This window comes from Palleniella intestinalis (assembly GCF_013166595.1).
Lineage (GTDB): Bacteria > Bacteroidota > Bacteroidia > Bacteroidales > Bacteroidaceae > Prevotella > Prevotella intestinalis.
The window spans coordinates 90,918-116,210 of sequence record NZ_JABKKG010000003.1; the positions used below are offsets into that span (position 1 = coordinate 90,918).

At 39.2% G+C, this 25,293-nt stretch carries 26 protein-coding genes; 24 read left to right on the plus strand and 2 right to left on the minus strand.

Annotated elements, in window-relative coordinates; genetic code table 11:
* The first annotated feature begins 10 nt into the window (after nt 1-10).
* Complete coding sequence (locus HPS57_RS05050; RefSeq protein WP_172180819.1) at nt 11-202, plus strand: hypothetical protein; 192 nt, start codon at nt 11-13, stop codon at nt 200-202.
* A gap of 285 nt (nt 203-487) precedes the next feature.
* Here HPS57_RS05050 and recA read toward each other — a convergent pair whose 3' ends face one another.
* Entirely contained in the window at nt 488-1,510 is a 1,023-nt protein-coding gene (recA, locus tag HPS57_RS05055; RefSeq protein WP_172180821.1) for a recombinase RecA, read from the minus strand.
* A 192-nt stretch (nt 1,511-1,702) separates the two neighbouring features.
* Between recA and HPS57_RS05060 the strand changes: the two genes are divergently transcribed.
* The 3 genes from HPS57_RS05060 to HPS57_RS05070 are packed head-to-tail and all read left to right on the plus strand — an operon-like array spanning nt 1,703 to nt 5,907.
* The gene (locus tag HPS57_RS05060; protein WP_172180823.1) at nt 1,703-2,530 is read left to right on the plus strand and encodes a WecB/TagA/CpsF family glycosyltransferase; all 828 of its coding nucleotides are present in this window, start codon (nt 1,703-1,705) and stop codon (nt 2,528-2,530) included.
* A gap of 25 nt (nt 2,531-2,555) precedes the next feature.
* Nucleotides 2,556-3,341: a polysaccharide biosynthesis/export family protein gene (locus HPS57_RS05065; RefSeq protein ID WP_172180825.1), complete on the plus strand. Its 786-nt coding sequence runs from the start codon at nt 2,556-2,558 to the stop codon at nt 3,339-3,341.
* 40 nt (nt 3,342-3,381) lie between these two features.
* Nucleotides 3,382-5,907: a GumC family protein gene (locus HPS57_RS05070; RefSeq protein ID WP_172180828.1), complete on the plus strand. Its 2,526-nt coding sequence runs from the start codon at nt 3,382-3,384 to the stop codon at nt 5,905-5,907.
* 116 nt (nt 5,908-6,023) lie between these two features.
* Here the strand turns inward: HPS57_RS05070 and HPS57_RS05075 are convergent, their stop codons facing one another.
* Entirely contained in the window at nt 6,024-6,713 is a 690-nt protein-coding gene (locus HPS57_RS05075) for a hypothetical protein (RefSeq protein ID WP_172180832.1), read from the minus strand.
* Between the two features lie 849 nt (nt 6,714-7,562).
* Between HPS57_RS05075 and HPS57_RS05080 the strand changes: the two genes are divergently transcribed.
* From HPS57_RS05080 to HPS57_RS05175, 20 genes are all read left to right on the plus strand, one after another.
* A complete protein-coding gene (locus HPS57_RS05080; RefSeq protein ID WP_172180834.1) occupies nt 7,563-8,999 on the plus strand; it encodes a hypothetical protein in 1,437 nt (478 codons plus the stop codon).
* A gap of 5 nt (nt 9,000-9,004) precedes the next feature.
* Nucleotides 9,005-9,205, plus strand: coding sequence for a hypothetical protein (locus HPS57_RS05085; RefSeq protein ID WP_172180836.1), 201 nt, complete (start codon nt 9,005-9,007; stop codon nt 9,203-9,205).
* 16 nt (nt 9,206-9,221) lie between these two features.
* Nucleotides 9,222-10,226: an acyltransferase gene (locus HPS57_RS05090; protein WP_172180839.1), complete on the plus strand. Its 1,005-nt coding sequence runs from the start codon at nt 9,222-9,224 to the stop codon at nt 10,224-10,226.
* Nucleotides 10,227-10,263: 37 nt separating this feature from the next.
* Nucleotides 10,264-11,823 (plus strand): lipopolysaccharide biosynthesis protein, encoded by a 1,560-nt coding sequence (locus HPS57_RS05095; RefSeq protein ID WP_172180841.1) that lies wholly within the window; start codon nt 10,264-10,266, stop codon nt 11,821-11,823.
* A 1-nt stretch (nt 11,824) separates the two neighbouring features.
* Nucleotides 11,825-12,799 (plus strand): glycosyltransferase family 2 protein, encoded by a 975-nt coding sequence (locus tag HPS57_RS05100; RefSeq protein ID WP_172180843.1) that lies wholly within the window; start codon nt 11,825-11,827, stop codon nt 12,797-12,799.
* The gene (locus tag HPS57_RS05105; protein WP_172180846.1) at nt 12,796-12,975 is read left to right on the plus strand and encodes a glycosyltransferase family 2 protein; all 180 of its coding nucleotides are present in this window, start codon (nt 12,796-12,798) and stop codon (nt 12,973-12,975) included. Before HPS57_RS05100 ends, HPS57_RS05105 begins: the two co-directional genes overlap by 4 nt.
* 412 nt (nt 12,976-13,387) lie before the next feature.
* Complete coding sequence (locus tag HPS57_RS05110; RefSeq protein WP_172180849.1) at nt 13,388-14,368, plus strand: glycosyltransferase family A protein; 981 nt, start codon at nt 13,388-13,390, stop codon at nt 14,366-14,368.
* 102 nt (nt 14,369-14,470) lie between these two features.
* Nucleotides 14,471-15,064, plus strand: a complete 594-nt coding sequence (locus tag HPS57_RS05115; RefSeq protein ID WP_172180851.1) for an acyltransferase — start codon at nt 14,471-14,473, stop codon at nt 15,062-15,064.
* 73 nt (nt 15,065-15,137) lie between these two features.
* Nucleotides 15,138-16,070, plus strand: coding sequence for a glycosyltransferase family 8 protein (locus HPS57_RS05120; protein WP_172180853.1), 933 nt, complete (start codon nt 15,138-15,140; stop codon nt 16,068-16,070).
* A 2-nt stretch (nt 16,071-16,072) separates the two neighbouring features.
* Nucleotides 16,073-17,059, plus strand: a complete 987-nt coding sequence (locus tag HPS57_RS05125) for an acyltransferase family protein (protein ID WP_172180855.1) — start codon at nt 16,073-16,075, stop codon at nt 17,057-17,059.
* Between the two features lie 48 nt (nt 17,060-17,107).
* Nucleotides 17,108-18,115 carry a glycosyltransferase family 2 protein gene (locus HPS57_RS05130; protein WP_172180858.1) on the plus strand — a complete coding sequence of 336 codons (1,008 nt, stop codon included), beginning with the start codon at nt 17,108-17,110 and terminating at the stop codon, nt 18,113-18,115.
* On the plus strand, nt 18,112-19,101 hold the full coding sequence (locus HPS57_RS05135) for a hypothetical protein (RefSeq protein ID WP_172180860.1): 990 nt from the start codon (nt 18,112-18,114) through the stop codon (nt 19,099-19,101). Before HPS57_RS05130 ends, HPS57_RS05135 begins: the two co-directional genes overlap by 4 nt.
* Nucleotides 19,101-19,427, plus strand: coding sequence for a hypothetical protein (locus HPS57_RS05140; protein ID WP_172180863.1), 327 nt, complete (start codon nt 19,101-19,103; stop codon nt 19,425-19,427). The genes HPS57_RS05135 and HPS57_RS05140 overlap by 1 nt, the downstream gene beginning before the upstream one ends.
* A complete protein-coding gene (locus tag HPS57_RS05145) occupies nt 19,397-19,882 on the plus strand; it encodes an alpha-1,2-fucosyltransferase (RefSeq protein ID WP_172180865.1) in 486 nt (161 codons plus the stop codon). Before HPS57_RS05140 ends, HPS57_RS05145 begins: the two co-directional genes overlap by 31 nt.
* 6 nt (nt 19,883-19,888) lie before the next feature.
* Entirely contained in the window at nt 19,889-20,767 is an 879-nt protein-coding gene (locus HPS57_RS05150; RefSeq protein ID WP_172180867.1) for a glycosyltransferase family 2 protein, read from the plus strand.
* Entirely contained in the window at nt 20,764-21,471 is a 708-nt protein-coding gene (locus tag HPS57_RS14485) for a CatB-related O-acetyltransferase (RefSeq protein WP_305849718.1), read from the plus strand. The genes HPS57_RS05150 and HPS57_RS14485 overlap by 4 nt, the downstream gene beginning before the upstream one ends.
* Before the next feature lie 10 nt (nt 21,472-21,481).
* On the plus strand, nt 21,482-22,357 hold the full coding sequence (locus HPS57_RS05160; RefSeq protein WP_172180869.1) for a glycosyltransferase family A protein: 876 nt from the start codon (nt 21,482-21,484) through the stop codon (nt 22,355-22,357).
* A gap of 133 nt (nt 22,358-22,490) precedes the next feature.
* Nucleotides 22,491-23,435 carry a hypothetical protein gene (locus tag HPS57_RS05165; RefSeq protein WP_172180871.1) on the plus strand — a complete coding sequence of 315 codons (945 nt, stop codon included), beginning with the start codon at nt 22,491-22,493 and terminating at the stop codon, nt 23,433-23,435.
* Nucleotides 23,432-24,175 carry a glycosyltransferase family 32 protein gene (locus HPS57_RS05170; protein WP_172180873.1) on the plus strand — a complete coding sequence of 248 codons (744 nt, stop codon included), beginning with the start codon at nt 23,432-23,434 and terminating at the stop codon, nt 24,173-24,175. The genes HPS57_RS05165 and HPS57_RS05170 overlap by 4 nt, the downstream gene beginning before the upstream one ends.
* Nucleotides 24,176-24,256: 81 nt before the next feature.
* The gene (locus HPS57_RS05175; RefSeq protein WP_172180875.1) at nt 24,257-25,276 is read left to right on the plus strand and encodes an ArnT family glycosyltransferase; all 1,020 of its coding nucleotides are present in this window, start codon (nt 24,257-24,259) and stop codon (nt 25,274-25,276) included.
* Nucleotides 25,277-25,293: the final 17 nt, after the last annotated feature.

A 25,293-nucleotide genomic window follows, 5' to 3' on the forward strand; every position in this document is an offset into this window, starting at 1 on the left:
ATTTGAAGTCATGAAGAAAAAGTATATAGCTCCAAAGATAGAAATCATCAAGATGGATGAATGCTGTTTTATGTCAACAAGCCTTAAATGGAATCCCGGTGACGGCAGCAGTGACGATTTAGATGTGAAAGACGAAGATGACGATCTTGACGAAGAGATTACAGGTGCGAAAGGCAATGTGGTATGGAGTGATGATTTTTAATCCGTTTATAGTATATTGGAATGGCGATTCCGTAATGCCGGTGTGCTGCTTAGAAGTGGCACACCTTTTTTTGTAAGTTAGTCCACAAAATTAAACGCCATTATTTTCAATCGTTATGTATGGATTTGTCTTTCGCCTTCCCTGCTTGTCCTTTTTGGTGAAAACCATAGGTTTCATCGGTCTCCTGTGTGCGGCAGCAAATTAATGGCAAATAGAAAAGATGGAGACAAATGCCGATTGTTGGCATTTGTCTCCATCCAAAGTCATGTCACGGTGTTGTGTCTTTTATTCTGCGAGAGCAGCCCGCACCTTTGCCTCTATCTCCTCGCAAAGTTCAGGGTTGTCGAGGAGGAGTTGCTTCACGGCGTCGCGGCCTTGTGCAAGCCTTGTCTCCTCGTAGCTGAACCATGAGCCGGACTTCTTGATGATGTTCTTGTCGACAGCGATGTCAAGAATCTCGCCAATCTTTGAGATTCCCTGTCCGAAGAGTATCTCGAACTCAGCTTTGCGGAAAGGAGGTGCCACCTTGTTCTTAACGACCTTTACCTTTGTGAGCTTGCCGAGCACCTCGTCACCGTCCTTGATTGCTGTGGAAGGGCGGATGTCAAGACGCACGCTGGCATAGAATTTCAATGCGTTACCGCCGGTGGTTGTCTCAGGGTTGCCGAACATCACACCGATTTTCTCACGCAACTGGTTGATGAAGATGCAGGTGGTGTTTGTCTTTGATATTGTGGAAGTCAGCTTGCGAAGCGCCTGTGACATCAGTCGTGCCTGCAAGCCCACCTTGTTGTCGCCCATGTCGCCTTCGATTTCCGCCTTTGGGGTCAAGGCTGCCACAGAGTCGATGACGACGATGTCCACGGCAGCGGAGGAGATGAGCTGGTCGGCTATCTGCAATGCCTGCTCGCCGTTGTCAGGCTGGGATATAAGCAGATTGTCCACATCGACGCCAAGGTTGGCAGCATAGAAACGGTCAAAGGCATGCTCCGCATCGATGATTGCCGCCATGCCACCCTGCTTCTGCGCTTCCGCAATGGCATGGATGGCAAGCGTGGTCTTACCGGAAGACTCCGGTCCGTAAATCTCTATGATGCGCCCTTTCGGATAGCCGCCGACGCCAAGGGCGATGTCAAGGCTCAATGAACCGGTCGGGATGACATCCACCTTCTCGACCTGCTGCTCCCCGAGCTTCATGATAGAGCCTTTTCCGAAATCCTTTTCTATCTTAGCCATGGCGGCTTTCAACGCCTGCAACTTCGCTGCCTTAGGGTCGTTGGCCAACTCTTCTGTTTCTTTCTTTGCCATATTTGTTGTGTGATGTTTTGGTTTTTCTTTCTTCTTTTGCAAAGTTACGAAAATTAATGGTTATTCCAAATCTTATGACAGAAAATTGTGTTAAAATGCAATAAGTTTGCCTTTTTAGTGCCGATTATTTGGTGGGCTCATGAAAAATGTGTATTTTTGCAGATGTATTTATTTGTGACTGCACGTTAAAAAATGAAATTAAGAGAACTTAATCTTGTTAGCCGCAGGTCTGATCTGAGAGAGATTCCCGCAGGAAAGATACTGATTAATACCATAAACGCATATTCCTATGTCTGCGCACAGAAAGATGAAGAGTTTGCAGAGGCGCTTATGGGTGGCGATTATTTGGTGCCGGACGGTGTCAGCATAGTAATGGCGACACGCTTTGTCGGTAATCCCAATCCTCCTCAGCAGCGCGTGCCGGGGTGGGACGTGTTCATGTATGAGATGGAGAAGCTGCACTCTTCCAAAAATGGAGGGAAGCGCAAGACCGTGATGTTCATGGGCTCCTCGGAGCATGTCCTCTCAGCTATCCGCGAAAGGGTGGCAAGAGAATATCCCGGGCTTGGCGTCATCACTTACAGTCCACCGTTCAAGGAAGAATTCTCGGAAGAGGACAGTGCACGTATGGTTGCGGCTGTCAACAATGCCAATCCTGACTTGCTTCTGATAGGAATGACGGCACCGAAACAAGAGAAATGGGTAAGCAGGCATTGGAGACTATTGGACATAAACTGCAATGTCTGCACCATTGGAGCTGTCTTTGATTTCTATGCAGGCACAAGCAAACGTGCTCCACTGGTGATGCAGAAGTTCGGTTTGGAATGGCTGCACCGCCTTTGTTCCGACCCGTGCAGGATGTGGCGCCGCTATATCATCGGAAACACAAAGTTTGTCATTGCAATGCTCTGTGAGAAGCTGGCACCGGGAAAGCGGAAAGTGCCCGCTACTCCCTCTTATAATGGTTCAGGCAAAAGCGGTTGCAGCGTTGCTGCTGAAAGGAAGGGTGAACGAAATTAATCAAGAACATACATATTAATAAAAAATGAACAATATAGTTAAGGCATTTGCCATTATCCTCGTTGCTGTCGGCATGTGGTCATGCTCCACGCCAAAGGACATCGCATATTTTCAGGACAAGAGACCTGGTACTTCAGAAGCTGTGGCAGCTTATAAGTCCATCCCTTTCAAGCTGCGTCCCGGTGACCGCGTAAGCATATATGTCAAGTCGCGCAATGAGGATTTGACCAAACAGTTCAACATCAATGACAACAGTATGCAGGGTTCACAGAATGGAAACAAATATGGCTACCTTATCGACAATAATGGCAAGGTCGATTTCCCTGTGCTCGGCAAAATACAGGCGGCAGGAATGAACCGCCAGGAACTGACCGACTCCCTTACAAAGGTGCTCCGCACCACAAAACTTGTCGATGATGCCATTGTCAAGGTGGAGTATACGGGACTTTATGTGACTGTTCTCGGACAAGGCGGCGGCAGGCGTGTCAACATAGAGAGGGACAACATGACATTCTTTGAGCTTCTCGGTGAAGTGGGGGATTTGGACATTGATGCCCTTCGCAAGAACATCCTTGTCATCCGTGAGGAGGATGGTGTGCGGAGCCAGTATGAACTGGACATGACGATGATGAAGAACGTCTATGACTCTCCTGCATACTATGTCCATCAGAATGACATCGTCTATATAGAGCCGAACGACAAGACAAAGAGAAACTCTACAGTCAATGGCAACCTGTTCCAAAGCTGGGGATTCTGGACCGGAGCATTCAGCCTTGTACTGACGATATTGTCCATCTCCGGAGTGCTTTGATGCATGATTTTTACAGAACCTACCTTTAGTGAAAATAAATATGGAAAAGAAACTTACCGCACGGCAGAAACAGTTGCTGAAGCAACAAGAGGATAACAATACACTGAATCTTGTTGACATATTCGGGCTTTGCATGAGCAACTGGTACTGGTTTGCCTTGTGCCTTGCTGTCACAATGATTGCCGCTGCACTGTATCTTCGTGTCACTTCACCGGTCTTTACCCGCTCCACATCCATCATTGTCAAGGAGGATGCCAGCGGCCGTGAGCTCGACAATGTTTTCAGCAAATATCGCGGAGCGCGCTCACAGACTTCCGTGTCCCTCAACAATGAGATGATAGCCCTGCGCCAGCCGGCACTGATGGCAAAGGTGGTAAACAGGCTGCACCTTGATGTTGATTATGAGATACGCGGACGTTTGCGCAATACTGCACTTTATGGCTCAAGTCTGCCTATCGAAGTGCAGTTCTCCAATAAAGAAGCACTCGAGGGATTGCAGTTCAAGGTTCGTGTGAAGGATAATAACACGGCAATCGTCATTTATGATGATAACGGCAAAGAAAAAGAGTATGAGGTGCAGATGAACCGCTCTGTAAAGATGCCGTTCGGATATATAACCATAAAGCCTACAATGGCTTTCAAGGCACACACCGATGATGACATAACGGTGACAAAGACAAGTGCCAATCAAGCTACGGCACGTTTCCTTGCCGGCTTGGAAGTCGCAAATACCAATTCCGAGTCTTCTGTGATAGACTTGTCTTTCTCTGACGTGAACATAGAGCGTGCGGATGATGCGCTCAACACATTGATTGCCGTATATAACGAAAAGTGGGTGGAGAACCGCAACCTGATTGTTGTGGCTACAAAGAAATTCATCGATGAGCGCCTGCAGGCCATAGAGGTGGAACTTGGTGATGTTGAGAATGAAATGACATCCTACCAGGTGGCTAACCGCACTCTTGACTACACTGATGAGGGCGCATCGTTCATGGCACGCTCAGCACAGTATGAGGCTGAGGGAGTGACGATGGACAATGAACTGACTCTGGCAAAGTATTTCCGTGACTATATTAATGGGAATGCGGACATAACGCAGACACTGCCGCTTAGTGCGGGTATCAATAATCCGGCACTGGCACAACAGGTCAACCAATACAATGCTCTCGTGCTACAGCGCGCAAACCTTATCTCTGCATCATCGGAAGCAAATCCTCTTGTCTCTGACCTTGACAAGCAGCTCAACGTTCTCCGCCATGGCATACTTGTCACCGTGGAAAACCATATAGGGACGCTGAACACGCAAATCGGGCTGCTGAACAGGACTGCGGAGAAAAACAACGCGCGCATAGATGCCACTCCGGGGAAGAAGAAACTGTACGGTGACATCGAACGCCGCCTTAAGATAAAGGAACAGCTGTACACATACCTTCTGCAGACACGTGAACAGAATGAACTGAACCAGGCATTTGCCGCATACAACACACGTATCCTGCAACCTGCCGGTGGCTCAAGCCAGCAGTCTTTCCCGAATGTAAGAAATGTACTTCTCCTGGCATTCTGTATAGGCATTCTTGTCCCATTCCTGTTCATCGTCATCCGTGAGTGGTCGAACAGCAAAGTGCGTGGCAGAAAGGACATTGAGAAGCTCACGACACCATTCATTGGCGAACTTCCGCACATTGATTTCGATGAAAGCAAGGCACCGTCCTTGTGGGAGAAAATGCTGGACACTGTCAATCTGTTGTGGATGTGGCACTGGGTGAAACGTTTCTATAGGAAAAACTCACGCATGGATGTGAAGGAGGAACATATCAATCGTATAGTTGTGGAGTCCGGCTCGCGTAATGTCATCAATGAGGCTTTCCGTGTCCTTCGCACCAATGTGGAGTTTGTGATAGGTAAGAAATCAGACACGAGGGTGATCATGTCTACCTCGATGAATCCAGGTTCAGGAAAGACATTTGTGTCGTACAACCTTGCACTCTGCATGTCGCTGAAGCGAAAGAAAGTTGTCGCGCTTGACCTTGACCTTCGCCGAAGAAACCTCTCCTCTTATGTAGGAAAGCCGTCAAAAGGCATCTCTGATTACATCAATGGCGCAGTGAAGGATTGGCATGACATCCTTGTGAAAGCAGAAAACTCAGAGTATCTGTATGTTCTTCCTGTCGGTACTCTTCCTCCAAACCCTGCGGAAATCCTTGCTTACGACCGTTTCGGGGAACTCATAAAGGAATTGCGTGAAGAGTTTGACTATGTGTTCTTCGACTGTCCTCCGGTGGAGATTGTCGCTGACACATCAATCATAGCGAAATATGCTGACATGACACTCTTTGTCATCCGTGTAGGTCTGATGGAGCTGGACTGTCTGCATATCATTGAGGAATATTACAATGAGCAGAAGTTCAACAACCTTGGAATCATCCTTAATGGTACTCTGACGGCAAATTCACGCTATGGCTACCGACGTTATGGTTACCGCTATGGCTATGGTTACGGCTATGGTTATGGTGGCTATGGCTACGGTACGGCATATTCCGACCATTATACGAGCAGCGATAAGTGATGGGAATGACCGAAAACATATTTGTAAAGCAAAAAAATGCGGAACCGCCTGTAACAAGGTGGTTCCGCATTTTTTTTTGCTTTACCGGTTTCTCAATGTTTGCTTTTTTCCAAAAATCATTCTTCTGCCGGCACCATGAACGCTGCTGGAATATATGCTGTAGCATAGGAGATTATGCCCTCCAATGTCACTACGACACGAGTCTGAGAATGCACTCTTGCCACCCGTCCCACAATCCCCTCGAATGCACCATGGATTATGCGCACCTTGCCTCCTTTGCGGAAATGGCACTCTTCGGCGGAGACAGAATAAGCTTTTGTCGTCTCTATCTCTGCAAGGCGCATGAAGTTAAGCATTTCATGGCACGGGATTGTCATAATGTTGTCTGTCCCTGACGAACTTTTTGTAGTATGGTCATAGGCGAAATTCAGGAAAGGCAGTGCGTGAGCATCTTGTGAACGGTGGGTGAACCGGAAGGCATCTTGCTCGCTGCCATAGAAAAATATGAATCCGGGGATGCATGCCACATACTGTTTCGTCCTTTTGCCGTTCTTGAAAACAAATTTTGTCTCATGAGGCGTGTAGGCGAAATATGGGACACTTTCATTTTCTCGATTCTTCTTGTCTTCCAATGCGCAGCTGTTTATGTGCGCCACAGCTTTGTCCGCACGTCCGTAAGTGACTCGCATCACATGCCACTGGCTTCCGTCTCGCTGACGGAAATGCGGCGACAGAAACTCTTCTACGGTTTCTTTCTGGAATTCGGCGAGCTTTCGCTTTTCCTCTTTGTCTGTTTTCTGTTCCATATACGCTCTCTCTCTGTGAGGTGTAATGTCTTTTTTGAAAAGTGTTTTTATGATGTTTGCAGCACGAGTTTTCTGCCTTTTCTTCTTCGGCATGCAGCATGTCCGCACTTGCAATGTATGCCTTAGTGCCGCTTTTCTTATGCAAAGTTAATGAAAAAACATATAATAATGTCATCACCGGCTTAGAATTTATGGATATTTTACTTATTCTCCCGATTATACAAGCGTTTGACATAAGGACAGATTATGAACAGTTTCCAAATCCCCTGCCTGTTATAAGTTAAAAGAAAATGTATGGCTCTGAAAATCAGGCAGTAATGGAGTGTAAAACAAAAGGTGACACATTACAGTGCAAAATGTTACCTTTGACCAAGCCAAGGGTTACCTTTCGCACGACAATGTGTCACCCTTTTTCGGCATAATCCCAACCGTAGCATTCCTGCAGTTTTACTCAGGAAAACTGTAATGCAAACGAGTGCCCTGACTTGAGGAACAACTTATTTGCATGTTTTTTTGCACTTGCCTTGAGAAAAATGGAGAAACACTTTCGTAGTTAACTTTTTTTTAGTACCTTTGCGGTGATTATTCATTGAGGCATACGATATATTGTTGTTTTTGATTGTGTGCTATTTGGTAATTATCATGTTGAAGGAGACATTGTCACACATAAATGTTCCTTTGCTCCCCCCCCCCTTATATTGGGGTTTTCGTGTAAGATTTGTCTCTTATGCAACTGCCGAATCGGTCTCTGCGCTGATAAAGGGGTGTCCCTGAGAAATACAGATGTGTGATGTCCAAAGACAGTTTTTTCTTACCATTTGCCACATTTCTTTTATGTCCTATACAACTTTGAAAACCTTTATCATTTCCTTTGTTTTTGCACTCGTGCCGTTTGTCTGCATCTCTGCACAAGGAACATCGGACACTCCTGTCTATACTGTCGCCGAAGCTGTGGAAATGATAGAGCAAGGGCACATAGGGGAAGAAGTTTATGTGAAAGGGATTGTGAGTCAGATTGTCAGTGGTAATGTTGCTGCGGATGGTTGGATTACTTATGACATCTCGGATGATGGAAAAAGAAAATCCAAACAACTACGGTTACTGCGCAACTATAAAGGTGCAGATAATGAGAAATGGACGAATATTTCAGAGGTTGGAGTAAAAGACAATGTCATAGTGTCTGGGAAATTGGGTGAAGCCGTTGCCAATTTGGACAATACATGGTCACTTGAATATGAAAACTATCTTGTAGAACACAACAGTTTCTCTCCAATACCTATGGAAAGTGAGACTGTGGACTTTACAGATGTTTATTACAGGGCACCTGGTGACAAGATTATCGGAACATATTCCGGAATGTCGTTTGACGCTGTATTTGAGAAAGGTAATAACAAGAGTACTCCGAGATTTTATATAAATAACCAAAGTGTTTCTCTTTATAAAGGTAATGTTATAACCATAAAAAGCACGACAACAAACTTAATATCAAAGGTGGAAATTGAATATGCCAAAGGGCATAAAGATTCAAGTCCGCAGGTAAGTTTGGGGAGTAAGCTGGTTTATGATGAAAATAATGTTTTGATTTGGGAACAGGAAGAACCTGTGCAGGAATTTCCGCTTACGGTAGGGATGAACTCTCAATTAATTTTAATCACGGTTTATTACGAGAGTGACTCTGAAACTCAGGCTTATACTCGTGAAGTTATTCCCGGAAGAGTAGGGACAATTTGTTTGCCTTATGCTGTTGAGACCGGTGACTTTTCGGGAGCACGATGCTATGAGACAGACTATGTCGGCAACGGAAAAGTCTATTTCTCAGAGGTGAACCGCCTTGAAGCAGGCATGCCATACATCTTTTTCGCAAATGATGACGCAACAGAGATTATTGCGAAATATTCCGGCGAACCTGTCGTAGAGGCAGGAACCAAGAATGGTCTCCATGGCACGTTTGAGAAAATAAGCATCAATGAGCGTGACAATATCGTTGTTCTCTCAGGCAACCGCCTTGTACTTTGTGGTGACAACAGTTCCCTTGCTGCAAACCGTGCCTATCTGAAAATTGATGAGATATCAACAGTTCCTACACATGCAGATGGTGCCAAACGTGTAAGTTTTAACTTGAACGGTACCCCTACAGGAATAGAAGGTGTGCCCAGTGACTCACATACACCACCTTCCGTCACCTACAATATTGCTGGGCAGCGTGTCACACCGACAGCTAAAGGCATATTGATAAGAAACGGCAGGAAATATGTAAATATGCCAGTCTCCCCACACAGACAATAGAAATCATGAAAAAGAAATATATTGCTCCCACCATAACTATCATGCCCATCGAATGCGATGGCAATCACCTTCTTGCAGGCAGTAATAGCCCAAATACAGGAATGGATATCCCGACAGGACCACCTGTTGAAGGAGTTGAAGGTGATGCGAAAGAGAATCCTTTCAGCTTTGACGATGATTTTTGGGAAGAGGAGGAAGATCTGTAAATAGCATGCGTAATTCATGAAGAAAAGGATATTCTGGATAGATGTGGTGAAGGTGATAGCCATTTGTATGGTTATCTATGCACATGTATTTTGGATAATACGAGACGCTAAGATTGACGGGACTTTTGCAATGGAGTTCTTTTTGAAAAATAGTATAGTTGTGAGTCTTGGTGTTCCATTGTTCATGATGGTTAGTGGGACATTGCTTTTTGATAAGAGTTTTACGAGCAAACTTGATATATTGGCTTTTTACAAGCGAAGTCTGTTGCCTCTTGTCATAACTGCTGAAATATGGATAATCGCTTATAGCTTGGTAGTACAAGAATCTTTTTCATTGAAGGAACTGTTGCTATGCATGATTTTTATTCACAAGCCGGAGGTGCATTTGTGGTATGTAAGAATGATTGTCATGTATTATTTGGCAGTACCTTTCCTTAACATATTGCGTCAGAGATACAAATATGTTTTTATTTCTTTATTGCTGGCGGTTCTTGCTTTCACATTTGTTTATAATGGCTGGCTGATATGGAAGGGTGATTTATGCCCAACGACTCCAAGCCGTTCCTATTTATGCTATCTTGTCTATATGGCGATAGGCTATTGGATAAGTAAAATGGACATCTCCATGTCAAGATGCTTTATTGCTGTTTGTGGAATGCTGTTTGGAAGTTATATTCTTTTTTCTTCATTGAGAGCAACAGAATATTTCCTATGGTATGACAATCCGTTGCTTGCCTGTATAGCGATAAGCTTGTTCTACATTATTCGTGCAGGCTTTGACTCTTATACAATGTCAGGAAAACTACAGTCTTGGATTTCTGAAATCTCTAAAATGTCGTATGGCATATACTTATCCCATTTCATACTGATTTATGCTGTTGGCATGTATTTTCATTTGTACGGATGCAGTGAAATGATGCTTTTTGTATCGCTGATAGCTGTATTTTGTGTAAATGTTTGTGCAATTTTTGCCATTAGAATGTTCTTTCCTAGGTTGGCGCAACTAATGCTCAGGTATTGATTTTTTATTGGTTCTATTATTATAAAGCATTATAGGAATGGCAAATAGGGTACAGAAGACATTAATGAATGCGAGAGTAAATTTGATATTTTACTTTCTGTTCCTTTTTATGTCTTTTTTCTCCAGAAAGATATTTCTTGATGCGCTTAGTACTTCATTTATGGGACTTAGTACAACACTAAGTGGCTTCTTGGGAATATTAAGTTTGGCAGAACTTGGTATAAGCCAGGCTGTTGGCTATGCCCTTTATAAGCCATTGTTTGATAAAGATAAAAAAAAGCTGAATGAGATAGTCTCTGTTTTAGGTTTTTTGTACTATATAGTAGGAACTGTAATTCTTGTATGTGGCATTATCATTTCTTTGTTCTTTCCTTTGATATTTGCTAAAGAAGATTACCCGATGCTACTTATTTATGTGATGTTCTATGCAACTTTAGGATGTTCTCTATTAAGCTATTTTGTAAATTACAGACAATCTCTTCTAGGTGCAGACCAACGTTTCTACATTGTTAGTGTATATACGCAGACTTTAACGATAGTTTGTTATATATTACAGATAATTTTCTTGTATTTTACAGCGAATCCTTATATTTGGATATCAATAAATGTATTCTCCATGGTTATATCAAGTATATTATTAAATTGGAAGATAGATAAGCAATACCCATGGCTAAAGACTAGTATACGACTTGGCATGCAGAAATACAAGGAATATCCTGAGATTATGAAAAAAACACGCCAACTCTTTATACATAATATAGGTGGTTTTGCACAGTTTAAACTTCAGCCTGTGGTTATGTATTCTTTTGCCTCCCTTTCTTCTATAGGCATGTATACCAATTATTCTATATTATCAGATAAAGTCACAACTTTTGTAGGGCAATTTTTTACGGGCAGTTTAGCTAGTGTCGGTAATTTGATTGCTGAAGGAAATGAAAAGAAAATCATGCGGATTTTTTACGAGTTATTTTCGTTAAAAATGTTGGCAGCTGGATTTCTTGCTTTCGGTTTGTGGCATCTTACAGAACCTTTTCTCGCATGTTGGCTTGGTGAACAGTATATAATGAGTAAAACTCTTCTTTTCTTGATAGTTGTGAATTGTTATATAATGCAGACACGCAGTGTCACGGACCAATTCCTTAATGGCTATGGTATTTTTAGGGATGTGTGGGCACCAATTGTAGAATCAATAATATCTGTTGTTGTAGCAATTTTCGGTGGCTATTTTTTCGGGTTGGAAGGCGTCCTTCTTGGTACAATTGTAAGTATGTCTCTTATTATTGTTTTATGGAAACCGTATCTGTTATTCAAAGATGGATTTAAGCAAAGTGTTTGGCGATATTGGTTTTATTACATAAAGTCACTTGTTGGTTTGTGTATGGCATTTGTGATTTCGTCTCAATTATTGTCACTTGTAGCTAACTGCATGGGCATAAACCCTTATTTGTCCTTTCTAAAATGGATGATTTTTGCAGTTGTAGCAATGTCTATATTCTCGATTGTCTATTTTGCTTTACTATTTGTATTAACCCAAGGAATGCGTGATTTCTATCATCGTATGACGGAAATGTTGCTAAAAACGAAACTGAGAAAATAATATGCCAAAGGTTAGTGTTGTCATTCCTGTATATGGGGCTGAAAAATATATAAAACGCTGTGCTTGCAGTTTGTTTGAACAGACGTTGGATAGTATAGAGTATATTTTCGTAGATGATTGTACACCTGATAAAAGTATGGATATTTTAATTGATACACTAAACGAATATCCGGAAAGAAAATCGCAGGTTAGGATTATCCCACTTGAAAAAAATAGCGGACAGTCCGTTGGACGAGCTATTGGTATGGAGGCTGCTACAGGTGAGTATTTGATTTCGTGCGATAGTGATGACTGGGTTGAACCTGAAATGTATGAAACAATGTATGATACAGCAAAGCAGTCAGATGTAGATATGGTAATGTGTGATGTATGGTTTCATAAACAAAACAATAGGATAGAATATTTTAATATTGGAGATTTTGCATCCCCGCATGAAATGCTTACATGTGGTAAATTCCTGATTTTGTGGTCTATGTGTGATAAAATGATTAAGACTGAAATTATACATAAATATAGACCGTACGCTGTTCCTGGCATGAATATGTGGGAGGATGTATGCTCCTCGATGCTTGTTATGTATTATGCCAAAACATTGAAACAAATACATAGACCTTTCTATCATTATGATATGACAAGGTATAATACAACAGCTTCGTCTCCGATAACTTTTAATAAGGTACAGGCTCAGGCTAAAAATCTGCAAGAGGTTTTTAGGCGTTTTGGTGAAGAAGGGTTTGATATGGGAGATACTGGGATGATTTATAAAAGATTTGTCAGAGACAATTTTCTTATTCTTCGTCCAATACCTTTTGCATTTTGGAGAAAAGTTTTTCCAGAGGTAGTGTGGCATGTATATAGTGACAAACAATACTCTTTGGTGTATAGACTTTGTTATGTTCTTGCTACTTATGGATGTTATATACCTTTCAAGTTGCAAATGTGGTTTTGGAAAATCAGAAATCAGAAAAAAGCATGAAGAATCCATTAGTCAGCGTAATCATTCCTAATTGCAACCATGCCAGGTATTTGGAGGAACGCATAGACAGTGTTCTTAACCAGACATATAGGAACTTTGAGGTGATAATACTGGATGATTGCTCGACGGACAATAGTTGTGAAATCTCAATAGATATAAAGACGATAAGCATATAAGCAAGATTACATTGATTATTGGCTCTTTCTTTTGGCCTGTAAGCCTTGCAGATGGTTCGTATGTGAATTTTAGCAATAAACTAATTGTACCTTATATAATTACTGCAGTTCTTGCTATATGGGCTATTTATAGCTTACCTTGGTTACGGTTCAATGGGCGAATAAAATTATTTTTGGAGATTATTGGTAAAAATACGATGTCTATACTGACTTGGCATTTTTTATGTTTCAAGTTCGTGTCGTTATGGATAATACATATATACGGTATAGATATTAAGCATTTGGGAGAATTTCCTATTCTTCATGATTTTGCAGGAAAGGGCTGGTGGATAGTATATGTTTTCGGAGGTATATTATTGCCCTTGTCCTTTTCTTATTGTTGGCATACATATTTTAATGGAAAACATATTGCATGAAAGATACAAAATATACATTTTGCTTGCCAGCTTACAAAACAAGGTTTCTTGCAGAATCTTTGAATAGTATTAAGTCTCAGACATATACAGATTTTGTATGCATTGTGTCTGATGATTGCTCGCCAGAGGATGTAAAGACAATTTTTGATGACACGGTTGGAGATGACACACGTTTTATTTATCGCCGTAATGAAGAGAATATGGGCAGTAAAAGTCTTGTTGCCCATTGGAATCTCCTTGTTGACATGTGTGATACAGACTACCTTGTTATGGCAAGTGATGATGATATATATGCTTCCACTTTTATGGAAGAAGTCAACATATTGCTATCAAAATATCCAGACATAGATATGGTTCGTGCAAGAATTGCGAATATCAATGCTGAAGGTTTGGAAATAAATCATGATAAAGAGTTCGGGGAATATGTAAGTCAATTGGGTTATATTCGCAATCATTTCTCCGAAGGCTTGTATAAGTGTGTAGGTAATTACATTTTTCGAACAAAAGTTTTGATTGAAAAAGGTGGCTTTGTTGATACACCTTTGGCATGGTTTTCTGATGAAATGACAGCTATTATGATGTCAGAAAATGGTTGCTGCAATACCAAAGATATATTGTTTTATTTTCGATTTTCTGGTATTAATATATCAACAAACAATGAATCTTCAGATGTTCTTAAGAAAAAAACGTATGCCGTTGTCTATGCGGAAAAGTGGTTGAGTACATTTGTTGATGGACTAAAATACGCAAGAAATAAAGAAAATGAAGATGTAATATTTTTGTGTCACAAGAAATGTAAAGAATGGGGTATGCGTATATATTATTACATTTTTGGTGTAGATTTAGTGACTTTTATAAAGTTATTACCTATAATTGCAATTCGTGGATATTGGAGTCGAGAAGGGGTAATGTCGGCAATAAAGTCCCAGATAAAGAAGAATGTGTTTTTCATGCGTAGTCGTCGTAGTAAGAAGTGATTTTTGCAAATCCACAAATTTGAAACTATTTCTTTTGATTATAGAAAGTAAAGTTAAATGTTTGGCAAAATATATAGAGCGCTATCTCGAAGAGCATACAATATGGTTTTTATTTTGTTCCATAAAGGGGTGCAGATGCTTGGGAAAGGCATTTTGCGGAATACTTATTGTGATAATCGAGGTTTGGATAATACTATTGCCATAGATGCTGGTGCGTCTTTGATCAATTGCAGAATATTGTTTAAGGGGAATCATAATAAGTTGTTCATACATTGTGGTACTCATCTGAAAAATGTTACATTCTGGTTTGAAGGAAATGGCAATAGTATAGATGTGGGGGAAAATGTGACAATGGAAGGCAATGTAGATATAGATGCTTGTGAGGGACATTCTATAATAATAGGTGATGATTGCATGTTCTCTCATGGCATCTCTGTTCGTACAACAGATTCTCATCCTATTATAGATGCAAGAGGAAAGCGTATTAATCCTGCAAAAAACATTTCAATAGGAAGACATGTTTGGGTTGGTATGGACTGTTTGATTCTTAAGGGAACGGTTATTCCTGAAAATAGCATTGTCGGGGCTCGCTCTATGGTTACCTCTTCTCTTAAAGCTGCTGCAGGTTCTTTGCTCGCTGGTAGTCCTGCACGTGTGATAAAGAATAATGTGGGTTGGAATAGGAAACTGATATAATTTAAGATTTGTATGGCTATGCATATATCCAGCCTTTGATTATGTATTTTATTATATTGATCATATAAAGTAAATGAATATAGCACTGTGTACAGACGAGAACTTTTCTATACCGGCATTGGTGTGTATTACTTCTATTTTAGAGAATAATAAAAATGAAGACTGCCATATATATGTGCTTACAGATGGACTGTCAAATTCAGCTTTGGCAAAGTTTTCACGTCTTGCTTCTGTCTACAATCAGAAGATAGATGTTTTGGAAATAGATAATCAACGGTTTGATGGATTAGCAGTAAGCGAGCGCTATCCTGTGTCGATGTACTATCGTTTTCTCTTACCGGAAATGTTACCGGAAGAAAATACAGTATTGTATCTCGATTGTGACATAATAGTCCGTGGTTCATTGAAAGAACTGTTTGCGACAGATATCTCAGAGTATTCGCTGGGTGTCGTTGTTTCCCAGTCATGCGATTGGGTAAAGTGGCAGAACACATTGAGATTAACCACACCATTCTTTAATTCCGGTGTTATGCTGATGAATCTTGATTATTGGAGAAAGAACAATGTTTTTGACTCATTGGTAAAGTGGGTGGCGGAATCAAAGACAGATATGTGGTTGCCTGACCAGTATGCCTTGAACAAGGTGCTTGAAGGAACAGTATTATATTTGGATTATACATATAATTTCCAAGAGCGGTGGACACGTAATTTGGAAGGCTCTGACATGCATTTTAGCAGGTGGAATGACATTTATAATGTGGGACGGAATCCGATAGTGGTGCATTATTGTGATGCGGTAAAGCCTTGGTTTAAGGAAAGTAAGCATAAATTCAAAGATGATTTCATATATTATGCAACGAAGCACGACTTTATAGGTTTTAAACCAATAACGCGATACGGCATTGCCTATAAATTGTCTATTTTTATTGATAAAATAGGTTTGAAATTCTGTTGGTTTGCAGAAAAATGGCAGAAAGAGATAATAAAGAAGGTTAAGATTTCATAGATATGAAAAAAGTAAGATTACATTATCTTGATGTTGCAAAGGGAATACTAATGACATGTTTGTTGTTTCATCATTGCGCAAATATTATGGGTGAGGTGAAAATTCAAGCAGAGTTAATAGAACATGTATCAGCATGGAATATCATCTTCTTAGTTTTTTTTATGCAGGCTTTCTTTACAATAACAGGCTATTGCACAAACTTTGACAAAGAATTTAAAACGTATTTTATAACGAATATCAAAACATTAGTAGTCCCTGCCATATTCTTTACTTTTATTCAGAAAGCAATAGGAGGTTTTGAAGATTTTTATGGACTGCAAACAATCTTTAAATATATATTTGATAACATTTCTGTGTGGTTCTTGTGGGCTTTGTTTTATAGTAAGATTATTTATTGGTATGTTAGAAAAATGCCATATAAAGGACTGATAATGCTTTCTTTATTATGTATTGGAGGGTTGATGAAAATCCATATTGGTAGTACACCATGTTTTATTGAGAATACATTCCTATGCGCGTTTTTTCTTTGGATAGGAGAAAAGCTAAAACAAGTGCCAACAGTAAAGTGCTACACTATAGTTTCTTTGATATTTTTCATCACATTGTCAGTACTATTGACTATGGATATGAACATGCCAATTGTTACAGCTGGTATCTCCATCGAAACTCATTTGGATATATTACTGTATGTTTGGCTTTCTACAACAGGTACTATGGCGATTTTGTTGGTGTCAAAGTTTATCAATAAAAATGATTTTCTAGAACTTATTGGTAGACACACTCTTGTTATATATGGATTTCAGGCGGTTGTTTTGAGAACTGTGCTGAAAGGTGTTTCTGCGACACATCTCTTTGCATTTGATACTAAAGCAGGTGTTCTCTTATTGTATATAATTGTTAGTATAGGATGCCTTTTGTTATGTTTAGGTATCTCCCTTTTATTAAATAATTGGTATGTTACACGTTTGCTAATAGGAAAAAATAAGTAAAGCTATCATATAGTTTTGTTTGCTGTAAACACGTACAAGATAAATTTTATGCCAAAACTTAGTATAATAGTTCCGGTTTATAATGTGCAGGAGTATCTGCAAGAATGTCTTGGTTCAATTTTAGCACAATCATTTCAAGATTTTGAGCTGATACTTGTTGATGATGGCTCAACAGATTATTCTGGGAGGATTTGTGATGAATATGAAAGGTTTAGTGAAAAAAAAGGAAAGGTTATTCATGTAATTCATCAGAAGAATAAAGGCTTGTCAGAGGCAAGAAATGCCGGGATTGAACTTGCAAAAGGCAAATATATAGGTTTTGTAGACAGTGATGATTGGCTGAATCCGTATATGTATGAGTCAATGCAATTAGCAGCAGAAAAATATGATGCAGATGTTGTAATTTGTCGATATAAATGGGAGTCATCATATGGAAAATTCGAAACTGTTGGTTATGGCAAAGAAATTGTGATGGACAGGATTGAGGCTACCGTAAAAATATTAGAAGATAAGGAAATTCTAAGTTTTGCTTGGAATAAGATTTATCGTAGAACATTATTTGAAGGTGTAAAATACCCAGCAAGACGCATATTTGAAGACACTGCTACAACATATAAACTTATGTATAAAGCGAATCGAGTTGTTGCAATACCTTATATTGGTTACAACTATCGTCGAAATGCAAATGGCATGTGTCTTTCCGAACAGAATATAGTATCTGCGAAAACTATAAAACGAGAGTTTGACAATATGCTCTCTTTTAATGAAAGATATTGGTTTGCCAAGGAACACAAAGATATGTATGAGATATTGCCTATCTGTGCGGAGAAAGCATATCGTATGTTAAGAAGTTTTTTACATATGGTAGAACATAAACAATATATTCTTACAAGTGAACAGGAAAAGGAACTTGTATGTGTGATAGAGAATATAAGAATGAATGATCTCCAGATGTTTTCACTTTATGAGAAATTAGATTTGTTTCTTTATAGAATCCATCCTAATATATTAAAGTTGTTCTTGTGGTTTGTTGCAAAGATTCATCCTTTAAAATGAAGAAAACTCAAATAGTCTATGCTCTCATAGCATCAAAGGAAGACTTGTTTTTACAAGAAATATGGGTGAGTGTATATTCACTTCGTCTTTATGATGCAGATAGGGAAGTGCGAGTATGTTGCGATGCTACTACCGCTAACTATATAAAGCAATGTCATGATTTCATTGATTTGATTACAGAAATTGTGGTGATTCCTGTACCGGAAGAATATGATGCAAAGAGACGTTCTCGTGAAATAAAGACAAGTATTCGCCAATATATTGAAGGCTCTTTCTTGTTTTTGGATACAGACACAGTAATAGCTGGCACTTTGGATTATATAGATACACTAACCTGCTATATAGGTGCGGTATTGGAATACCATCTTCCATTGACGATGTCTCCATTTCGGCAGAGTGTGGTTGCTAATTTCGCAAATGTGTTTGGTTTTGATGCTTCTAAAGAAGAATATTGGTTTAATTCTGGTGTGTTATACGTTGCTGACAATGAATGTACTCATGAATTCTATAAACGTTGGAATGAAAACTGGAGGTATTCAGCTATTGAAAAGATGATGAGTCAGGATGAGCCTGCTTTGATGAAGACGAATTTGGAGTTCGAATATATAATAGAAGAACTGTCCGGACATTATAATTGTCAACCGTGTATGAGTGTGAAATACCTGAATGATGCGAAAATCATACATTATCTTCATATGTTTTTTCCTGCAAATCAAAGTTTTTGCCCATTTATGGATAAAAGTATTTATAGGTTATTAAAGAAAGAAGGTAAGATAACTGATGAAATATCAATATTAATTAAGGAGTGTAAATCATCATACAGTACACTTACGACAATAGTCGGTTGGCAAACTATGAATTTTATGACATCACCGATATCTGGTACATTTGAAAAAATATACAAAGAAGGTGGTGCTGCCAGTTGGTTGATGATAAAGTTCGCAACGCTACTAGAGCAAATACACAAGTATACGAGGAAAAGATAATGGAAAGCAGAAGGGTTATATATGACGAATATGGGCAAACAGGTAATCGATTCTTCTCGTATATTGATTCTGTTGGTTGGGCAATAATTAATAAGAAAAAGTGCATTATTCTTTTTCCAGAAGATATTTTAAAATATTATGATAATTTTCGTAATAGCCCATATATAAAATTGCCATTGTGGGGGTGGAGAGAAAAGTTTGTGTGGAAGATTGCACGTAAGTTACTTTATTATAATTCAGTGATAAAACTGTTTTATAAGACTTCTCTTGCCAAACGAATGGGTTTTTATTCAGGATGGACTCTTCGGATTATTATCCTAATGTAAAGCAAGAAGTTTTTCGTATATTTACTCCAAACAAGAACATAACAGAACCAATAGATGAGCTGTTTGCAAGTGAACGAAAATTGGGAAAACTAATTATTGGTGTTCATATCAGAAAAGGTGATTATAAGAACTATATGGGTGGAAAATACTATTTTGATGATAGTGTTTTCATGCGTTATATGGATTCAGTGAAATCTTTCAAACCAAATTGTGTTTTTTTCGTCGCCTCAAATGAAAGTGTATCTTCCCTATTTGCGCAGCAGTATCCCATATTGCCTAATCCTGTAAATAATGTATCTGGAGATATGTATGCCCTATCTCAATGTGATTATATAATGGGACCGCCTTCTACATTTTCTGGTTGGGCTTCGTTGGTTGGCAATGTTCCGCTTTATTATATTAAAAATAAATCATCAAGTATAGTTCTTGAGGATTTTAAACCAATGCGAGGATGAGGTATTATGATAAGCGTTGTTATTCCTTTATACAATAAAGAAGCGAGCGTGGAACGCTCACTACGTAGTGTCTTATCTCAAGATTATGATGATTTCGAAATTGTTATCGTTGATGATGGTTCTACGGACAGGAGTGCAGAGGTTGTGCGTGCTATAAAGGACAAACGAATCGTTTTTATTCAGCAGGAGAATGGCGGACCAAGCAAGGCGAGGAATACTGGAGTAAAGAATGCTCAAGGTGAATGGATTGTATTTTTGGATGCTGATGATGAATTACAGACGGGAGCATTGGAACATTTTTATGGTTTGACAATGCAATATCATGAGGTTTCCTTTTTTTGTTGTGAATTCTATGTTGCAAATGGTGAGAATGTAATAAAGCCATATAATTATGATAATAGGATCATTCGAAATAAGTTCTTATGGCATGTATTCGGTTTGTTCTGTCCTCGAACGGGCGCGGCACTTTATTCTAAACAGCTGGTTCTGAAATGTCTATTTAATGAAAAGATTAGACGATTCGAAGATTTAGAATGTCTTTTCCGGATGTATAGGCAAGGTGATATTTTTTTAAGTGCTTTCCCTGTTTTGTGTTGTAATACAGATTTCTCAGAAGCAAGTAAGCCTCGTATGAATATTTCAGAAGATTTTGTTGGACATCTTGATATTTCGAATAAAGGGTTTTGGGAAAAGCTTGCTTACTATAAACTATTTTTCGAAGAGCATGTTCTTTACAAAGAACAAACACATAAGTTGTATCCACATCTTTACAGGAGGTATGATTTGTATATTTTGTGCATGTTGATAAATAAAATAAGCAGTAATAAATTTCTTCAAAAAATATTTTTATTCATAATAGGGAATCCAATAAAACAGATAAAATGATGAAAATAAGACTATTGAAGAGAAATAAGTTTATTTCTGGATTATTCCTATATATTTACCATAAGTTGAAGAATCACCATCTTGTTAAATTTTTCTATTCATCACATTTGTCACATAGGTGCGAATTTGAAGGTATGAATATGGTTGGTTCTAAATCTTCGTTTTATGGGCGAATGGGGCTTGGAACATATATAGGTGCTGATTCCCATCTGAATGCAGACATTGGACGCTTTACATCTATAGCTGGTGGTGTCTCATGTGTAAATGCTACGCATCCAATGAAAGCTCCTTTTGTAACGACATGCCCTTTATTCTTTTCATTAGACACAAATAAGAATCCTCAGCAGATTACATTTGCAAGAAAACAAATGGTAGAGGAGTTTAGGTATTATGCTAAGCAGAGGGAAATAGATGTTAATATAGGAAATGATTGTTGGATAGGTGCAAATGTAACCTTTATAGGAGGTATTAATGTTGGAGATGGGGCAGTTGTATTAGCTAATGCTTGGGTAACAAAAGATGTACCTCCCTATGCAATTGTAGGAGGGACACCCGCGAAAATTATGGATTATCGTTATGACAAAGCAACGATAGAATTTTTAATTGAAATAAAATGGTGGAACAATTCTATTGAGTGGTTTCAGGAAAATTGGGAATTGTTATGCGATATTGAAAAAATGAAGAGTGATTATGGCGCAAAATAATTAAGTACACATGAAGATTTATTCTTTTTTGAAAAAAGCATATAACAAACTATGCTATATATTTAAGGAAATATATGTTTCTGCTCATCTTAGAGCATACTATAGAGAAACAAAAGCACTTGTCGGTATTAAAGATGAGAAAATTGATTGTGATTATTGCGAAATTGTAGTAGTGGCATTCAATAATGCGAAGGTTATAGAATATCAGATAAGAACCTTACAGAAATATTTCAGAACTCCTTATAGATATACGGTCTTTGATAACTCTACGGATACTCAAGTGGCAAAAACAATCAGAGAGGTATGCCAACAGTATGGCATCGGGTATGTGAGGCTTCCTAAACAGTCTTTTCTTTCGGGGGGGGCAGGAAGTCTCTCACACGGTATAGCATGTAACTGGATATTCAAGAATTTCATTCAACAGCATAGTGCTGCGCAATATGTAGCTTTGTTGGATCATGATATTTTCTGTATAGAAGATTTTCATATAGACAAGATTCTTGATAAGCAACCTTTTTATGGTCATGTGTTTGCATACGGTAGAAAAGGAATAAAATATCTGTGGCCGGGCTTCTGCTTTTTCAGAATGGACAATATTAAAGGTAAGACCTTGGATTTCAGACCTTCTGCAAAGTTGGATGGAGATACTGGTGTGAGAAATTACAAATTGTATGAAATTGAAAACTTTGACGAAATATTGTTCGCAGAAATGAAACACTGCAGGATTGACAGTGGTAATGATGATATTCTTGGAATGGGATACTCAAAATTCGATAATGAATGGATTCATTGCTGGAATGCGTCAAATTATATGAAAAGTGTTACTTTGGCGGATAAAATGGAAGTGATATATAAGATCTTGGACGAAAAGCTAAAAGAAAATTAAGATTGTCTGTACGTGAATATGTTTGGTAGTTGGTGTTGCCAAATAGAAATGATTGATGGAATTTTTGGACATCATATATATTTGGGTACAATATAAATATCCAATGGGATAATTAGTTAAACAGGTAGTTGAAATGATGAAAACCATTAAGGCTGTCGCACCGTACCAACATCCAGAAAGTTGCAACTTTAAGACTGCTGCTTATGAAGCATGGGAACAGGTTGGAGGACAAGTGGCAGGAAGCCATTATCCTCTTCGTTGCCTTCATGGTTTGGTCTTCAGGTTTGAATTTCCTTCTTTTTTCAAGAGTGGAAGAGAAGTGCGGCTGAGGTTTGTAGAGCCGGTATCAATAAGTTTTGATACATTTCCTGATTATGCACGATATGAGATTATACCTTTTGTCTGGGACTGCTGGCCGGATATGTTTGAACGTACATGCCTATGGTTTGAAAAACATAATGTCAAGACTGCAATATTCACATCATCACAGACTGCCGATTTGATGCGTGAACGTTTTCCGGAGATGAATATTTTATATTGTTCTGAAGGCGTTGATACATCAAAATATTATGAAGGTAGTCTGTTAAAAGATAGAGGTATAGATTTATTGGAGTTTGGTCGCAGCAACAAGCGGATTTTCAGCGCAGCATTGCCTGAAAGGCTGAATCATGTATGTACTAATGTAAATGGTAAGTACATATATAGCAATGAACAACTATTCCATGCTATGGCAGATTCAAAGATAACGATAACTTTGCCACGTTGTGATACACAACCAGAAAAGACAGGTCGTATTGAAACCTTAACTCAGCGCTATTGGGAGGCGATGTTGTCACAGGTGGTTATGCTCGGTCGTGCTCCTAAAGAACTTGTGGATTTAGTTAGCTATAATCCTGTTATAACTTTGGATGCAGAAAATGTCAATGAACAGATACTGGATATTCTTGAGCATATAGAAGATTACCAACCATTGGTTGACAGAAACCGCGAGACAGCATTGAAACTTGGTGACTGGGCATTGAGAATGAAAATGGTCATGGAATGGCTTGAAAAGATTGGCTATAAAGTAAAAGAATGATACCAAAGATAATACATTATTGTTGGTTCGGGCGTAATCCTTTGCCACCGGAGGCAGAGAAGTGTATCGCGTCATGGAGGAAATACCTTCCTGACTATGAGATAAAGGAGTGGAATGAAGATAATTTTGATGTGAATATCATTCCATATACGGCTGAGGCGTATGAGGTGGAAAAGTATGCCTTTGTGAGTGATTATGCACGTTTCTGGATACTGTACAAATATGGCGGTGTGTACTTTGATACAGATGTAGAGGTAATACGTCCGATGGATGATATATTGGCAAAAGGTAATTTCATGGGTTTTGAGACAGATCCTGATGGGAAGATAAGGAATGTCATGAGTGTAAATCCTGGTCTCGGTCTTGGCGTTGTCTCCGGTCTTGGATTAATGAAAAAAATGCTTGACATGTATGAAGGTCGGCATTTTGTGTATGAGCAGGTGATGAAAAACCAGATTACGGTAGTTCATATTGCGACACAAGTGTTGCAGAATTGCGGCTTGCGCTCAATACAGGGAATACAGGAAGTTGCTGGTGTGTGGGTTTACCCTTCGGAATATTTCTGTCCGATAAAGGTTACAACAGGACGCATGCATATTACAGACAACACAAGAACCATACACCATTATGCCGGGACATGGGCAGAAGGGGCATTCTCTATTAAAAGAATGGTACGCCGTTGGCTGCCGGAAAGTTGGCTGATGATGTTCAGTAGTATAAAACAAAGATTGAAAGACTGATGTTTCAAAATAAGTAAGATGCATCGCGTTATGGATATGGAATATGCCTGCAATATTAAATGACACAACAATATTATCACAATGAATAGACTTATAGATATTGTTATGCGATTTGCCAAAGATAATCGTATATATCTTGGTATATCGGCAGTAGCATTAGTTTTTAATATTTTGACAATACAGAACCAACTTCCATGGGTGGATGAAGTCATGTTTACAGATTCGTCTGCCAACCTACTTATGTATGGAAACTGGCGTACACATGCGTGGTATGGAATGGGAGAATACCATCCATTCGCACTATATGTGCCTTTGTATCAATGGATGTTGTTCTTGTGGCTGAAGCTTATAGGTTTCTCATTGATAAAAGTCAGACTATTTGAATTGCTAACAACGGTTATTCTGGGATGGGCGGTTATAAAAGTCGTGGAAGTGTTGCGTGGATGTAGGTCAGGAAACACTTTCCTGTTGACATTTTCCATTTTATTTTGGTTTTTCAAGGGGATGTGTGCAACTTATCGTCTTGGACGTGTGGATATGTTAGCAGCGCTGATGGCTGTGGCATGCTTCTACTATGTCATAAAATACTATAAGTCAAATAAAGGTGCTATTGGTATAGTACTATTCAGCACACTAACTATGCTTGCCGGTATTCAGGCTGTTATTTGGCTGTTCGCGGCATTCGTATTCTCTTTGTTTATCCTTAGGGCGTATCGTAAGATGCTAAAAATTGCATTGTACTCAGGTGTCGGATTCTCAGCCGGATTTGCTATCGCTTGTATATGGATGTGGGTATATGGTTTCTTGTCACCGTTCTTGTGGAACACTTTTGGCTCTTCCGCTACATTCCTGAAAGTGAAGGATTTCATAAAAGTACATATTATGGGAATGTCTGCATCTGCACAAGAAATCGCTTCTCCTTCATTTTCGCTTGTTGACAAAATAATGGTTGTTTTTGCCGACCACTCAATGGCAACCCTCGTGTTTGTTTCGATTGTCTTGTTTTTGTTAAACAATTCCATGAAATCATTCAGAAATAATAGGAATTACCCCCCCCCATTTTTTAGTACTGTTTGGTATTTTTGCTATCGTGTTCTTTAATCTTGCAGGGCGTTTTT